This window comes from Bradyrhizobium valentinum, from assembly GCF_001440405.1.
In the GTDB taxonomy this organism is placed as follows: domain Bacteria; phylum Pseudomonadota; class Alphaproteobacteria; order Rhizobiales; family Xanthobacteraceae; genus Bradyrhizobium; species Bradyrhizobium valentinum.
The window spans coordinates 1-13,350 of sequence record NZ_LLXX01000033.1; the positions used below are offsets into that span (position 1 = coordinate 1).

Here is a 13,350-nt window from a genome sequence, read left to right on the forward strand (position 1 = left end):
GGCGCCGCGGCGGCATGGGCCGCGGGCGCGGTGTGCGCGGTGGCCGCGGGCTTGGGAACCGAGCTGCGCGAAATGGGCCGCGGCTTGGGCAGGGGAACTTTAGGCTTGGCCCAGGCTTCCAAGGGGAAGGCAGTCAGCCCGACCGCCAGCGCCAGGCTCGTGGCCAGTGCGGTCGATCGCAGTGCGGCGGCGCGGGCGGGAATGGTCACGGCTTTCCTCTGCGGCGGCGAATCATTCAATCGCTCGAGCCTTCGGTCTATTTTGATGGAATATGTGGACAAAATACTAAAACGTCGCGGTCGGTCCTGTTTGCGCCATCACCGCGGCAAAATCGCGGCCATCGGCACATTGGGGAAGCCAGATGCCGGCCAACCTAAGAAAGCGCGTCGGAACAAAGCGCTAGCGGCGCATGGCACGGCCCTTTCGCCTGATCGCCAGACCCGATATGAATTGAAATCCAGTTTCGGTCGTGCCGTTTCTTAAGCGTTTGGAGGAAGCCCATGGCAGCCAAGACAAAATTCCGGGGATCGTTCACCGCCTTGGTCACGCCATTCAAGAACGGCTCGGTCGACGAGACGGCCTTCCGCGGTTTGGTGAGCTGGCAGATCACTGAGGGAACCCATGGCCTGGTGCCTGTCGGCACGACCGGAGAAAGCCCCACCTTGAGCCATGACGAGCACAAGCGCGTCGTCGAATGGTGCATCGACGAGGCCAAGGGCCGGGTGCCCGTCATCGCGGGCGCGGGCTCCAATTCAACCAGGGAAGCGGTCGAGCTTGCCGAGCACGCCGAGAAGGCGGGAGCGGATGCGGTGCTGGTGGTGACGCCCTACTACAACAAGCCGACCCAGGAAGGCATGTACCAGCACTTCAAAGCGATCAACGACGCGATCGGGATTCCGATCATCATATACAACATTCCCGGCCGTTCGGTGATCGACATGTCGGTCGAGACCATGACGCGTCTGTTCGAACTGAAGAATATCGCCGGCGTGAAAGATGCGACCGCCAGCATGGTGCGGGTGTCGCAGCAGCGCGCGGCGATGGGCGAGGACTTCAACCAGTTGTCGGGCGAGGATGCCACCATCCTCGGCTACATGGCCCATGGCGGCCATGGCTGCATCTCGGTCACATCAAACGTCGCGCCGCGGCTGTGCTCGGAATTCCACGCGGCATGGCAGAAGGGCGATCACGCCGCCGCGCTCAAGCTGCATGACAAGCTGATGCCGCTGCACAACAACCTCTTCATCGAAAGCAACCCCGCGCCGGTGAAATACGCGCTCTCGCTGCTCGGCAAGATCGACGAGAAGCTGCGTCTGCCGATGGTCCCGGTGTCGGAATCGACGCGCGTCGCGGTGCGCAGCGCGATGGTGCATGCCGGCCTGATCAACTAGGCCAACGGCTGACCTCGCGCGGTGAACGAAGAGCGGAGGCCGACATGCTGAAGGAATTCCGCGAATTCGCGATGAAGGGTAACGTCGTCGACCTCGCTGTCGGCGTCATCATCGGTGCGGCCTTCGGCGCCATCGTGACTTCGCTGGTCGGCGACGTCATCATGCCGATCATCGGCGCGATTACCGGCGGTCTCGACTTCTCCAATTATTTCACGAGCCTTTCGAAGTCGGTGACGGCGACCAATCTGGCCGACGCCAAAAAGCAAGGCGCCGTACTGGCTTGGGGCAATTTCCTGACACTGACGCTGAACTTCCTCATCATCGCGTTCGTGCTGTTCGTGGTCATTCGTGCCATAAACAAGCTGAAGCGCAAGGACGAAGCCGCGCCAACGCCGAAGCTGACCAAGCAGGAAGAACTGCTGACCGAGATCCGCGATCTCCTCAAGAAGAGCTAACGTGGCAGACAGGAACGAGCGCCCTATCAAGGTCGTCGCCGAAAACCGCAAGGCCCGGTTCAACTACGCGATCGAGGACACGATCGAGGCCGGCATTGCGCTGACCGGCACCGAAGTGAAGTCGATCCGGAACGGCAAGACCACCATTGCGGAATCCTACGCGGATTCCAAGGACGGCGAGATATGGCTGATCAACGCCAATATTCCGGAATATCTGCAGGCCAACCGCTTCAACCATGAGCCGAAACGGCCGCGCAAGCTGCTGCTGCACCGAAAGCAGATCAACAAACTGATGGGGGCGGTCGATCGCGAAGGCATGACGCTGATTCCGCTAAAACTCTATTTCAACGAACGCGGCCGCGCCAAGCTGCTGCTGGCGATCGCCAAGGGCAAGAAACTGCACGACAAGCGCGAGAGCGAAAAGAAACGCGATTGGGGCCGGGAAAAAGGCCGCCTTATGCGGGCGCGGGGATGAAAATCGTGGGATGGGTAGAGCGAAGCGAAACCCATCGAGGTACTTGAGGACCGATAGTCTTGTTGATGGGTATCGCTTCGCTCCACCCATCCTACGGCACCGGGCATGATGAGGCCTGAAATGAACCAGAAGAATCTGCTTGAAGTCGATTGGAGCAAGATCCCGGCGCCGATAGACGAGGGTGCGGCGGCGCATCTCGTCGGCATGATGATCCCGCCGATCACGCTGCTTGCTACCGACGATTCTTCGGTGACGCTGTCAGCGCTTCCAGGCCGCACGGTGGTGTTCGCCTATCCTCGCACCGGGGAGCCCGGCAAGATCAGTCTGGTCGATGACTGGGACATGATCCCTGGAGCGCGCGGCTGCACGCCGCAAACCTGCTCGTTCCGCGATCTGTTTGCGGAGCTGAAGGCCGCAGGCGCCAAACACGTGTTCGGCCTGTCGACGCAGGATAATGTCTATCAGACCGAGATGGCGTCACGGCTGCATCTGCCTTTCCCGGTTCTGTCGGATGAGAAGCTGGCGCTGACCCACGCGCTTGATTTGCCGACGATGGAGGTGGCCGGGCTGACGCTGATCAAGCGGCTGGCGCTGATCGTCGACGACGGTCGCATCCGCCACGTGTTCTATCCGGTGTTCCCGCCCGACCGGAACGCCACCGACGTGCTGGCTTGGCTGAGAGAAAACCCGGCTTGAATTGTAGGGTGGACCACCCTTGTTGCGACACATTGTATGCCAGACCTCATCCTGAGGAGCGCGTCTTCGCGCGTCTCGAAGGATGAATGGCACCAGCCGGGCCGCATGGTTCGAGACGGCGCTAAAGCGCCTCCTCACCATGAGGGTTTAATAGTTGCTACAGTTCAAATCCTACAAATCCAGATCTTTCCGTACTTTCGCAAACACGTTGCGAAACATCTCCGGCGTCAGCACCCGCGTGTTGGTGTTGTAGCGGGAGCAATGATAGCTGTCGTAAAGCTTGATGGCGCCGGCGCTATGTACGGCACCATGCGCAAACGGGGCAGCGCCATTGCGCAGGCCGACCGCCTTCAATGTCGATTCATGGGCGATCCGCCCGAGCGCCACGATCGCGCGAAGCCTCGGCATGGTCGCAATTGTCGCGGCCAGGAATTGCCGGCAGGTGTTGATCTCGGCAGGCAACGGCTTGTTCTGCGGCGGCACGCAGCGCACCGCATTGCTGATCCGGCAATTGACCAGCTTCAGTCCGTCGTCCGGCCGTGCCCGATAGACGCCCTTGGCAAAGCCGTATTCGAGCAAGGTCGCATACAGCAAGTCGCCGGCGTAATCGCCGGTGAACGGGCGTCCGGTCCGGTTGGCGCCCTGGAGGCCCGGCGCCAGCCCGACAATCAACAGTTGCGCGGCGGCATCGCCGAATGAAGCGACCGGCGCATTGTGCCAATCCGGCTCTTTCGCGCGCGCCTGCGCGCGAAATTCGGCGAGCCGCGGGCAGAGCGGACAATTGCGGTCGGGTTCGGCAGAAGCAGGGGCGGGGAGGCTAGCCATGTGTTCAATGCGTTTTCGAGCGAAAGCCAGCCCCGGACCTAATCCTGGATCGACACCGGTTCGCGTCAAGAACGCGCATCAAACAAAAAGCCCCGGTTCTGTTTCAATCAGAACCGAGGCTCTAGCAGCGTACTGGCACATTCTCAATCGTCGAAATCGTCCTCGCCGGCCCGCGGCGCCATGGTAGTGGCGCGCTGCAGGAATTGCGGGGCGTGATGACGCGGCTCGCGCGGGGCAGGTCGTTCGGAGGGATCGCGGCCGAGCTTGGATTGCAATTCCACGAGATCGGTGAAGACGTCGGCCTGACGGCGCAATTCGTCGGCGATCATCGGCGGTTGGCTCGAAATCGTCGAAACCACCGTGACGCGAACGCCGCGGCGCTGCACGGCTTCCACCAGCGAGCGGAAATCGCCGTCACCTGAAAACAGCACGATCTGGTCGACATGCTCGGCGAGTTCCATGGCATCGACGGCAAGCTCGATGTCCATGTTGCCCTTCACCTTACGGCGGCCGGAGGCGTCGATGAATTCCTTCGTCGCCTTGGTGACGACGGTGTAGCCGTTGTAGTCGAGCCAGTCGATCAGCGGACGGATCGAGGAGTATTCCTGATCCTCGATGATCGCCGTGTAGTAGAACGCACGCAACAGCGTTCCTCGGCTCTGAAATTCCTTGAGAAGGCGCTTGTAATCGATGTCGAAGCCGAGCGTCTTGGCCGTTGCGTAGAGGTTGGCGCCATCGATGAAAAGCGCAATCTTGTTGGAAGCTGGTGACATCAAATGGTTCTCACGTTGTTGTTAGCTTTTCTAGCGCAGCGGCCATCGACCGCGCGCACTTTCTAGGTCTGTTGCCTAAAGTTCGGTGAATCGTGCCCCACGACAGTCACCACTGCAATTATGGTGAGGCGAGGGCGAAAAACCTATACTTTTGACAGTGCAATGAAGAGATTTACTTGTCCTGCACGGCAACCTTGCCGCGTCCGGACGCTCCGGCCCATTGGCCCCAGAGTTGGCGTACCAGAGCCCATTAGGAAGGCAAATCACAAATTTAGTCTTGCGAAACAGCCTCCGGCCCTATAACTAGCCCCTAATACCGACATATTTGGCCCCATTTAACGGAGCGACAGTCTATGGCGCGCGTCACCGTGGAAGATTGCATTGATAAGGTCGACAACCGGTTCGACCTGGTGTTGCTGGCGGCACATCGCGCCCGTATGATCTCGTCCGGGTCGCAACTCACGGTTGATCGCGACAACGACAAGAATCCGGTCGTTTCGCTGCGGGAAATCGCCGATTCCACTATTTCCCCGGAAGACCTGCGCGAGGAACTGGTTCATTCCCTGCAGAAGTTCGTCGAGGTCGATGAGCCTGAGCCCGATACCGTGCCTTTGATCGGCTCGGCCGGCGCCAGCGTGGATGCCGACGACACCGAGGTCGCGGTCGAGCGCATGACCGAGGAAGAGCTGCTCAAGGGCCTCGAAGGCCTGGCGCCGCCGGAAGAACAGCCCGAAGAGGACGAATAGTCCGGATCATCCGGGACGTCCCCGAACTACCCGATCTGGCAAAGGCCCGGACATTTGTTCGGGCCTTTGCTTTTGTTGACATTTTTGCGGTTACGATGCGTCCTTGGCTAACGCGGCCGAAACCGGCTGACTGACTCGACAGTCGGCCACCGGGAATTGCGCGCAGGATGGCCGCAAGCCATGCGAAATTGAACGTTCCGCGGCTCCAACGGGGTGCAGCTTCGTTCGAAAACGCATTAGATACGGAAAGCAGCGGGCCGATCCGGTCCGCGGAAGAAGGGCAGTGACGTGATGGCGTATTGGCGCCGCAACTCCCGGCAAATGCAGGCCGCGACCGGTCAGGTCGCGGTCGCACCGGCGTCGCCCGTGGCGCAGAAGCCGAAATCGCCGCGCTCGCGCATGATGCGGCAATACGATCTGGTCGAACGCGTCCGCACGTATAACCCGGACACCAACGAAGACCTGCTCAATCGCGCCTATGTCTACGCCATGAAGGCGCACGGCACGCAGACCCGCGCATCCGGCGATCCCTATTTCTCGCATCCGCTCGAGGTCGCGGCGATCCTGACCAATCTGAAGCTCGACGACGCCACCATCGTCGCGGCGCTGCTGCATGACACGATCGAGGATACCGAAGCGACGCGCGCCGAGATTGACAACGTCTTCGGTCACGAGATCGGCGCGCTGGTCGAGGGGCTCACCAAGCTGAAGCGGCTGGAGCTGGTCTCGCGGGAGGCCAAGCAGGCCGAGAACCTGCGCAAGCTATTGCTGGCGATCGCCGACGACGTCCGCGTGCTCCTGATCAAGCTCGCCGATCGCTTGCACAACATGCGCACGCTGGAATTCGTGCCGCACGCCTCGCGCCGCCGCATCGCCGAGGAGACACTGGACATCTATGCGCCGCTCGCCGGCCGCATGGGCATGCAGGAGATGCGTGAGGAGCTCGAGGACCTCTCGTTCCATACGCTCGATCCGGAAGCCTATGCGGTGGTGATGCAGCGGCTTGATGCGCTTGCCGAACGCAACCGCAATCTGGTCGGCGAGATCGAGACCCAGCTTTCCAAGAACCTGCAGAAGAACGGCATCGCCGCGCGGGTTTATGGCCGTCGCAAGCAGCCGTTTTCGATCTGGACCAAGATGGAGCGCAAGTCGGTCGGCTTCGAGCAATTGTCCGACATCTACGGCTTCCGCATCGTGATGCAGGACGTCGAATCCTGCTACCGCGCGCTGGGCGTGGTGCATACGACCTGGCCGGTGGTGCCGGGCCGCTTCAAGGACTACATCTCGACGCCCAAGCAGAACGACTACCGTTCGATTCACACCACGGTGATCGGTCCGGGCAATCAGCGTGTCGAACTGCAGATCCGCACCGAGGAAATGAACCAGATCGCCGAATTCGGCATTGCCGCGCATGCCTTCTACAAGGAGGGCACGGGCTCGCCGACCGAGCGGCTCAAGCACGAATCCAACGCCTTTGCCTGGCTGCGCCACACCGTCGGCATTCTGTCCGAAAGCGCCAATCCGGAAGAGTTTCTGGAGCACACCAAGCTCGAGCTGTTCCACGACCAGGTGTTCTGCTTCACCCCCAAGGGCAAGCTGATCGCGCTGCCGCGTCAGGCCAATGTGATCGACTTCGCCTATGCCGTGCATACCGACGTCGGCAACTCGGCGGTTGGTTGCAAGATCAACGGCAAGTTCGCGCCGCTGTCGTCCGAGTTGCAGAACGGTGACGAGGTCGAGGTGCTGACCTCGAAGGCCCAGCAGGCGCCGCCCTCGGCTTGGGAATCGCTTGCGATCACAGGCAAGGCCCGCGCGGCGATCCGGCGCGCGACCCGCACTGCGGTACGTGATCAATATGCCGGCCTCGGCCGCCGCATCATCGATCGCCTGTTTGCCCGCGCCAAGATCGAATATGCCGACGACAAGCTGAAGGGCGCTCTTCCCCGGCTGGCGCGCGCCTCGATCGAGGACGTGATGGCTTCCGTCGGGCGCGGCGAGCTGAAAGCCTCCGACGTCGCGCGCGCCATGTATCCGGACTACAAGGAAGAGCGGATGGTGCGCTACGGGGCGAAGAAGAGCCTCGCGGTGAAATTAAAGCTGAAATCGCCGCCGCATCCGGCGCGCAGCACGTCCGTCATCCCGGTACGCGGCATCAATTCCGATTTACCGGTCAAGTTCGCCCCGAACGGCGGCGCCGTGCCGGGCGACCGCATCGTCGGCATCGTCACGCCGGGGGAGGGGATCACGATCTACCCGATCCAGTCGCCGGCGCTGAAGGATTTCGAGGAGGAGCCGGAGCGCTGGCTCGATGTGCGCTGGGACATCGACGAGACCATGCCGCAGCGTTTCCCGGCGCGGATCCTGGTCCACAACGTCAACGAGCCCGGCAGCCTCGCCCAGGTCGCCACCGTGATCGCTGAGCATGACGGCAATATCGACAATATCAGCATGTCGCGCCGCTCGCCCGATTTCACCGAGCTGACCATTGATCTTGAGGTCTATGACCTCAAGCATCTCAGTGCAATCATCGCCCAATTGCGCGCCAAGGCCGTCGTTGCCAAGGTCGAGCGCGTCAATGGATAGCCGCTCACGCGCCTCCAACCCTCATGGTGAGGAGGCGCTCTTGCGCCGTCTCGAACCATGAGGCCCCGGCCGGGCCTCCATCCTTCGAGACGCGCTTCGCGCTCCTCAGGATGAGGAACTCGCACTATAATCCTTGACTTGTCCTGAATATCCGCGAGTCCCAAAATGCCCGTTCCTCCGCTCCGCCTCGGCGTCAATGTCGACCACGTCGCTACCCTGCGCAACGCGCGGGGCGGTGCGCGGCCGGATCCGGTGCGCGCGGCGCTGGCCGCGATCGAGGCCGGCGCTGACGGCATCACCGCGCATCTGCGCGAGGATCGCCGCCACATCCGCGACAGCGACATGGCCCGCCTGAAGGCCGAGATATCGAAACCCCTGAATTTCGAGATGGCGGCGACCGAGGACATGCTGCGGATCTCGCTCGCCACCAAGCCACATGCCGTGTGCCTGGTGCCTGAGCGCCGCGAAGAACTCACCACCGAGGGCGGATTGGACGTCGTCGGCCAGCACAACGCGCTGGCGCCCTTCATCGCGCGGCTGAACGATGCCGGCATCCGGGTGTCGCTGTTCATCTCCGCCGACCCCCACCAGATCGAGATGGCGGCCAAGCTGCACGCGCCCGTGATTGAGATTCACACCGGCGGCTGGTGCGATGCCGTGGTCGACGGCCACGCCGCGAAGGCAGAGGCGGAATGGCAGCGAATCGTCAATGGCGCGGCTTTGGGACGTGCTGCGGGCCTGGAGGTCCATGCCGGCCACGGCCTCGACTACCAGACGGCGGAGACGATTTCCGCGCTGCCCGAGATCGCCGAACTCAACATCGGCTACTTCATGATGGGGGAGGCGCTGTTCGTCGGCCTTGGCGAGACCGTGCGGCAGATGCGCTCTGCGATGGACCGCGGCCGCCAGAAGATCGCGGCCCGGCCATGATCATCGGCATCGGCTCCGATCTGGTCGACATCACAAGGGTCGCCAAGGTGATCGAGCGCCACGGCGACCGCTTCCTCGACCGCATCTTCACCGACGCCGAGCGCGCCAAGGCGGCGCGCCGCGCCAACAGCGAAAAGATGGTGGTCGCGACCTATGCCAAGCGATTCGCCGCCAAGGAGGCTTGTTCCAAGGCGCTCGGCACCGGGATCCGGCGCGGCGTCTGGTGGCGGGATATGGGCGTGGTGAACCTGCCCGGCGGCCGTCCGACCATGAAACTCACCGGCGGCGCGCTGGCCCGGCTCGATGCGCTGACGCCGGAAGGGTTCGAGGCGCGGATCGACCTGTCGATCACCGACGACTGGCCGCTGGCCCAGGCCTTCGTCATAATTTCGGCGGTCGTTCCCGGCAAATCATGAGCCGCGCAGGCGTTTGCGCCGGGGAAGCGGAACAAAACTAAAAATCATTGATTTATCAATGGATTATGAAGTTTTGACGAGGCGCTTGATTGCGCGCCCACCAACAACCGTCTAAAACGCCGCGAACGACGTGTTCGAGCCAGGGCCGATTCAGGGTAGCGCCGGAATAGGCCTTCAACATCAGTATTGAGACCGTTTTCCTGACGCGAACGTATCAGGCGATTCGCGTGCGGAAAACGTTCTGCCACCGTGCGGGCCAGGCTCGCGGGAATTGGGAAAGCAATGAGCGTGACATCCGGCACAAAATCTGAAAGCGGCTTGGGTGAAACCATCCGCGTCGTCATCCACGCTCTCCTGATCGCGCTCGTGATCCGCACTTTCCTGTTCCAGCCGTTCAACATCCCCTCGGGATCGATGAAGGCGACGCTGCTGGTCGGCGATTACCTGTTCGTCTCGAAATATTCCTACGGCTATAGCCACTATTCCATTCCATTGTCGCCGCCGCTGTTCTCGGGCCGCATCTTCGGCTCGGAGCCGAACCGGGGCGACATCGTGGTGTTCCGCCTGCCCAAGGACGACTCCACCGATTACATCAAGCGTGTGATCGGGCTGCCGGGCGACCGCATCCAGATGCGGGAGGGCCTGCTCTACATCAACGAGAAGCCGGTAAAGCGCGAGCGGCTTTCCGACTTCATCGGCGAGGATCCCTGCGGCTCCGACGCCACCGCGCGCGTCAAGCGCTGGAAGGAAACGCTGCCGAACGGCGTCAGCTATGAATCGCTCGATTGCGTCGACAACGGTTTCTACGACAACACCAATGTCTACACCGTGCCGGCCGGCCACTTCTTCATGATGGGCGACAACCGCGACAACTCGACCGACAGCCGCGTGCTGTCGGCGGTGGGCTATGTGCCGTTCGAGAATATCGTCGGCCGGGCGCAGATGATCTTCTTCTCCATTGCCGAGGGCGAACATGCCTGGATGTTCTGGCGCTGGCCAACCGCTGTGCGCTGGAATCGCCTATTCTCAATCGTGCGATGAACGACGAAACAGCGACCATTCCTGATACGCCGACCTCCGGTGAGCCGGGCCAGCCGGCTGATACCGCTGGCGTCGCTGCGCCGAAAAAGAAGAAGCGCGGCAAGGCCGGGGCCAAGGCGGCCGCTGCCGCGATCGAGGGCCGCATCGGCTACAAATTTTCCGATCCCGCGCTGCTGACGACCGCCTTTACCCATGTCTCGGCCTTGAAGCCTGCGACCCGGCATCGCGCCGACAGCTATCAGCGCCTGGAATTTCTTGGCGATCATGTGCTCGGGCTGATCATCTCCGACATGCTGTACCGCGCCTATCCGCGGGCCGACGAGGGCGAATTGTCCAAACGCCTCGCCGATCTGGTGCGCAAGGAAAGCTGCGCTGACGTCGCCAAATCGCTCGGGTTGCTCGACGACATCAAGCTCGGCGCGGTAGGCGCAGGGGCGGGGGCGCGCCTGCGCAAATCCGTGCTCGGCGACATCTGCGAAGCCGTGATCGGGGCGATCTATCTCGACGGCGGCTATGCGGCGGCATCCCAGTTCGTCGAGCGCAACTGGCTGGAGCGGATGCGCAAGCCGCGGCGGCCGTTGCGCGATCCCAAGACGGTGTTGCAGGAATGGGCCCAGAGCAAGGGGTTGCCGACGCCGGTCTATCGCGAGATCGAGCGCACCGGGCCGCATCACGACCCGCAGTTCCGCGTCGCCGTCGACCTGCCGGGACTGGCGCCGGCCGAAGGCGTCGGCGGCTCCAAGCGCGCCGCCGAGAAGGTCGCAGCCTCCGTGATGATCGAACGCGAAGGCGTCGGCGGCGGTAGCAATGACAGTTGAAGCCTCATCCGGCGCCGCGCCCGCTGAAACCCGCTGCGGCTTCGTCGCGCTGATCGGCGCCCCCAATGTCGGCAAGTCCACCCTCGTCAACGCGCTGGTAGGCTCCAAGGTCAGCATCGTCTCGCGCAAGGTGCAGACCACCCGCGCCCTGATCCGCGGCATCGTGATCGAGGACAACGCGCAAATCATCCTGGTCGATACGCCCGGCATCTTCTCGCCGAAGCGGAGGCTCGACCGCGCCATGGTCTCCACCGCCTGGAGCGGGGCCCATGATGCCGACCTCGTCTGCGTTCTGCTCGACGCCAAGGCCGGACTGGACGAGGAGGCCGACGCGATCTTCAATAAGCTCGCGACGGTTCAACATCCGAAAATCCTGGTGCTGAACAAGATCGACCTGATCCTGCGCGAAAAACTGCTGGCGCTGGCACAGGCCGCCAACGAGCGCATGAAATTCGAACACACCTTCATGATCTCGGCGCTGTCGGGTGACGGCGTCGACGATCTGCGCAAGACGCTTGCGCAGATGGTTCCGCCGGGGCCGTTTCATTACCCGGAGGATCAGATGTCGGATGCGCCGCTGCGGCATCTGGCGGCGGAAATCACCCGGGAAAAGATTTACCGCCAGCTCCACCAGGAGCTGCCGTATCAATCGACGGTCGAAACCGATAGCTGGACCGAGCGCAAGGACAAATCGGTCCGGATCGAGCAGACGATCTTTGTCGAGCGCGAGAGCCAGCGCAAGATCGTGCTCGGCAAGGGCGGCGCCACGATCAAGTCGATCGGCGCGGATTCGCGCAAAGAGATCGCCGACATCCTGGGCGTACCCGTGCACCTGTTCCTGTTCGTCAAGGTGCGCGAGAACTGGGGCGACGACCCTGACCGTTACAGGGAAATGGGGCTGGAGTTCCCCAAGGAATGATTGAGGAACGTCATTGCGAGCGAAGCGAAGCAATCCATCTAACCACGGATGCAAAACGATGGATTGCTTCGTTCGCTTCAGCGCAAAATTGCTTTGCAATTTTGTCGCGAGCTCCTCGCAATGAGGGCTAGAACTAACTCATGATGATGCAACAACAACAAACAAACCCGATGAACGTACCCCGCAACGTGGTTTGGTTTGAAGCGCTGCTGTATTTGTCGCTAACATTGGATGCGATCTCAGTGGCGTTTCAGGACCGCACGCCGACGGCGAAGATGACGGCGCAGATGATCAACACCGGAACGCTGATGGCGGCCGGCCTGATCCTGCTGCTGGTCTACTTCGTCTGGCTCGCCGCCCAGCGCCGCAAAAACTGGCCGCGCTGGGTCTTGGCGGCGGCCCTCGTATTGTCGGTGGTTTCGCTCGTGCAGGTGATCGGCGAGAAGGGGCTGGCATTCGACAGCGGCATCGAGGTGATCTCCTGCGCGCTGACCGCGATGGGGCTTTATTTCTCCTTCACCGGCGACGCGGTGGGATGGTTCAACGCGTAGCATCAACCTTCGTCATTCCGGGGTGGTCCGAAGGACCAGACCCGGAATCTCGAGATTCTCAGTTCGATGCTGCGCATCGCTCCGGAATGACGTCGGCGAGGCCGCTGCGCTCGCCCACAAAATCCTGTAAACTCCGCCCATGGAATGGACCGACGAAGGCATCGTGCTGGGCGTGCGGCGGCATGGCGAATCCTCCGCCATCGTCGAGTTGCTGACGCGCGGGCATGGCCGGCATCTCGGCCTGGTGCGCGGCGGTGCCTCCTCGCGGATGCGGCCGCTGCTGCAGCCCGGCAACAGCGTCACCGCGGTGTGGCGGGCGCGGCTCGACGAACACCTCGGTACTTACGCCATCGAGGGCACGCGGCTCCGCGCCGCGACGCTGCTCGCGTCCTCGCATGCGGTCTATGGCGTCACCCATCTGGCCTCGCTGGCGCGGCTGTTGCCGGAGCGCGATCCGCACGAGGACATCTTTGAGATGCTCGACCGGACGCTGGACGATTTCGACGATGCCGGCGGCGCCGCCGTGCACCTGATCAGGTTCGAGCTCGCCATGCTGGCCGAACTCGGCTTCGGCCTCGATCTGGAAAATTGCGCCGCCACCGGCGAGACGACGGACCTGATCTACGTCTCGCCGAAATCCGGCGGCGCGGTGTCGCGGCGGGCCGGCGAGCCCTATCGCGACCGGCTGCTGCGGCTGCCGGCCTTCCTGCGCGAAGGCGAGGGCGGGGCGA

17 protein-coding genes are annotated in these 13,350 nt (G+C 62.5%); 14 read left to right on the top strand and 3 right to left on the bottom strand.

What is annotated here, in order from left to right; all coding sequences use genetic code 11:
* The 5 genes from CP49_RS48870 to CP49_RS05825 form a co-directional block, all read left to right on the top strand.
* On the top strand, positions 1-483 hold a 483-nt coding region (locus CP49_RS48870), incomplete at its 5' end, for a hypothetical protein (protein WP_210183095.1).
* A 17-nt stretch (positions 484-500) separates the two neighbouring features.
* Positions 501-1,391, top strand: coding sequence for a 4-hydroxy-tetrahydrodipicolinate synthase (gene dapA, locus CP49_RS05810; protein WP_057849349.1), 891 nt, complete (start codon positions 501-503; stop codon positions 1,389-1,391).
* 44 nt (positions 1,392-1,435) lie between these two features.
* The gene (gene mscL / locus CP49_RS05815; protein WP_057849350.1) at positions 1,436-1,846 is read left to right on the top strand and encodes a large conductance mechanosensitive channel protein MscL; all 411 of its coding nucleotides are present in this window, start codon (positions 1,436-1,438) and stop codon (positions 1,844-1,846) included.
* Between the two features lies 1 nt (position 1,847).
* Positions 1,848-2,321 carry an SsrA-binding protein SmpB gene (gene smpB / locus CP49_RS05820; RefSeq protein ID WP_057849351.1) on the top strand — a complete coding sequence of 158 codons (474 nt, stop codon included), beginning with the start codon at positions 1,848-1,850 and terminating at the stop codon, positions 2,319-2,321.
* A gap of 120 nt (positions 2,322-2,441) precedes the next feature.
* Positions 2,442-3,017, top strand: a complete 576-nt coding sequence (locus tag CP49_RS05825; RefSeq protein WP_057849352.1) for a peroxiredoxin — start codon at positions 2,442-2,444, stop codon at positions 3,015-3,017.
* A gap of 171 nt (positions 3,018-3,188) precedes the next feature.
* Here the strand turns inward: CP49_RS05825 and CP49_RS05830 are convergent, their stop codons facing one another.
* The gene (locus tag CP49_RS05830; protein WP_057849353.1) at positions 3,189-3,842 is read right to left on the bottom strand and encodes a uracil-DNA glycosylase; all 654 of its coding nucleotides are present in this window, start codon (positions 3,840-3,842) and stop codon (positions 3,189-3,191) included.
* A gap of 143 nt (positions 3,843-3,985) precedes the next feature.
* Positions 3,986-4,615, bottom strand: a complete 630-nt coding sequence (locus tag CP49_RS05835; protein WP_057849354.1) for a LabA-like NYN domain-containing protein — start codon at positions 4,613-4,615, stop codon at positions 3,986-3,988.
* 353 nt (positions 4,616-4,968) lie between these two features.
* Between CP49_RS05835 and rpoZ the strand changes: the two genes are divergently transcribed.
* The 4 genes from rpoZ to acpS all read left to right on the top strand — a co-directional run bounded on the left by rpoZ (position 4,969) and on the right by acpS (position 9,290).
* Positions 4,969-5,361: a DNA-directed RNA polymerase subunit omega gene (gene rpoZ / locus CP49_RS05840; protein WP_024512695.1), complete on the top strand. Its 393-nt coding sequence runs from the start codon at positions 4,969-4,971 to the stop codon at positions 5,359-5,361.
* Between the two features lie 291 nt (positions 5,362-5,652).
* Positions 5,653-7,944, top strand: a complete 2,292-nt coding sequence (locus CP49_RS05845) for a RelA/SpoT family protein (protein WP_057849355.1) — start codon at positions 5,653-5,655, stop codon at positions 7,942-7,944.
* A 165-nt stretch (positions 7,945-8,109) separates the two neighbouring features.
* A complete protein-coding gene (locus tag CP49_RS05850) occupies positions 8,110-8,874 on the top strand; it encodes a pyridoxine 5'-phosphate synthase (RefSeq protein WP_057849356.1) in 765 nt (254 codons plus the stop codon).
* A complete protein-coding gene (gene acpS, locus CP49_RS05855; RefSeq protein WP_057849357.1) occupies positions 8,871-9,290 on the top strand; it encodes a holo-ACP synthase in 420 nt (139 codons plus the stop codon). Before CP49_RS05850 ends, acpS begins: the two co-directional genes overlap by 4 nt.
* A 44-nt stretch (positions 9,291-9,334) precedes the next feature.
* Here the strand turns inward: acpS and CP49_RS45770 are convergent, their stop codons facing one another.
* On the bottom strand, positions 9,335-9,634 hold the full coding sequence (locus tag CP49_RS45770; protein WP_197423028.1) for a hypothetical protein: 300 nt from the start codon (positions 9,632-9,634) through the stop codon (positions 9,335-9,337).
* Here CP49_RS45770 and lepB point away from each other — a divergent pair.
* From lepB to recO, 5 genes are all read left to right on the top strand, one after another.
* Entirely contained in the window at positions 9,573-10,331 is a 759-nt protein-coding gene (gene lepB / locus CP49_RS05860) for a signal peptidase I (RefSeq protein WP_057849358.1), read from the top strand. The two genes, CP49_RS45770 and lepB, sit on opposite strands and share 62 nt — an antisense overlap.
* On the top strand, positions 10,328-11,149 hold the full coding sequence (gene rnc / locus CP49_RS05865) for a ribonuclease III (RefSeq protein WP_057849359.1): 822 nt from the start codon (positions 10,328-10,330) through the stop codon (positions 11,147-11,149). Before lepB ends, rnc begins: the two co-directional genes overlap by 4 nt.
* Positions 11,139-12,068, top strand: a complete 930-nt coding sequence (era, locus tag CP49_RS05870; protein ID WP_057849360.1) for a GTPase Era — start codon at positions 11,139-11,141, stop codon at positions 12,066-12,068. The genes rnc and era overlap by 11 nt, the downstream gene beginning before the upstream one ends.
* Before the next feature lie 170 nt (positions 12,069-12,238).
* The gene (locus CP49_RS05875) at positions 12,239-12,619 is read left to right on the top strand and encodes a hypothetical protein (RefSeq protein WP_057849361.1); all 381 of its coding nucleotides are present in this window, start codon (positions 12,239-12,241) and stop codon (positions 12,617-12,619) included.
* A gap of 139 nt (positions 12,620-12,758) precedes the next feature.
* The coding region (recO, locus tag CP49_RS05880) for a DNA repair protein RecO (protein ID WP_245310524.1) at positions 12,759-13,350 on the top strand (592 nt) is incomplete at its 3' end.

Excerpts from the sequence above, each read along its gene's own strand:
- dapA (WP_057849349.1), top strand. The coding sequence starts at position 501 with ATGGCAGCCAAGACAAAATTCCGGGGATCGTTCACCGCCTTGGTCACG.
- mscL (WP_057849350.1), top strand. The coding sequence starts at position 1,436 with ATGCTGAAGGAATTCCGCGAATTCGCGATGAAGGGTAACGTCGTCGAC.
- CP49_RS05825 (WP_057849352.1), top strand. The coding sequence starts at position 2,442 with ATGAACCAGAAGAATCTGCTTGAAGTCGATTGGAGCAAGATCCCGGCG.
- CP49_RS05830 (WP_057849353.1), bottom strand. The coding sequence starts at position 3,842 with ATGGCTAGCCTCCCCGCCCCTGCTTCTGCCGAACCCGACCGCAATTGT.
- CP49_RS05835 (WP_057849354.1), bottom strand. The coding sequence starts at position 4,615 with ATGTCACCAGCTTCCAACAAGATTGCGCTTTTCATCGATGGCGCCAAC.
- rpoZ (WP_024512695.1), top strand. The coding sequence starts at position 4,969 with ATGGCGCGCGTCACCGTGGAAGATTGCATTGATAAGGTCGACAACCGG.
- CP49_RS05845 (WP_057849355.1), top strand. The coding sequence starts at position 5,653 with ATGGCGTATTGGCGCCGCAACTCCCGGCAAATGCAGGCCGCGACCGGT.
- CP49_RS05850 (WP_057849356.1), top strand. The coding sequence starts at position 8,110 with ATGCCCGTTCCTCCGCTCCGCCTCGGCGTCAATGTCGACCACGTCGCT.
- acpS (WP_057849357.1), top strand. The coding sequence starts at position 8,871 with ATGATCATCGGCATCGGCTCCGATCTGGTCGACATCACAAGGGTCGCC.
- lepB (WP_057849358.1), top strand. The coding sequence starts at position 9,573 with ATGAGCGTGACATCCGGCACAAAATCTGAAAGCGGCTTGGGTGAAACC.
- CP49_RS45770 (WP_197423028.1), bottom strand. The coding sequence starts at position 9,634 with ATGACGACGCGGATGGTTTCACCCAAGCCGCTTTCAGATTTTGTGCCG.
- rnc (WP_057849359.1), top strand. The coding sequence starts at position 10,328 with ATGAACGACGAAACAGCGACCATTCCTGATACGCCGACCTCCGGTGAG.
- era (WP_057849360.1), top strand. The coding sequence starts at position 11,139 with ATGACAGTTGAAGCCTCATCCGGCGCCGCGCCCGCTGAAACCCGCTGC.
- CP49_RS05875 (WP_057849361.1), top strand. The coding sequence starts at position 12,239 with ATGAACGTACCCCGCAACGTGGTTTGGTTTGAAGCGCTGCTGTATTTG.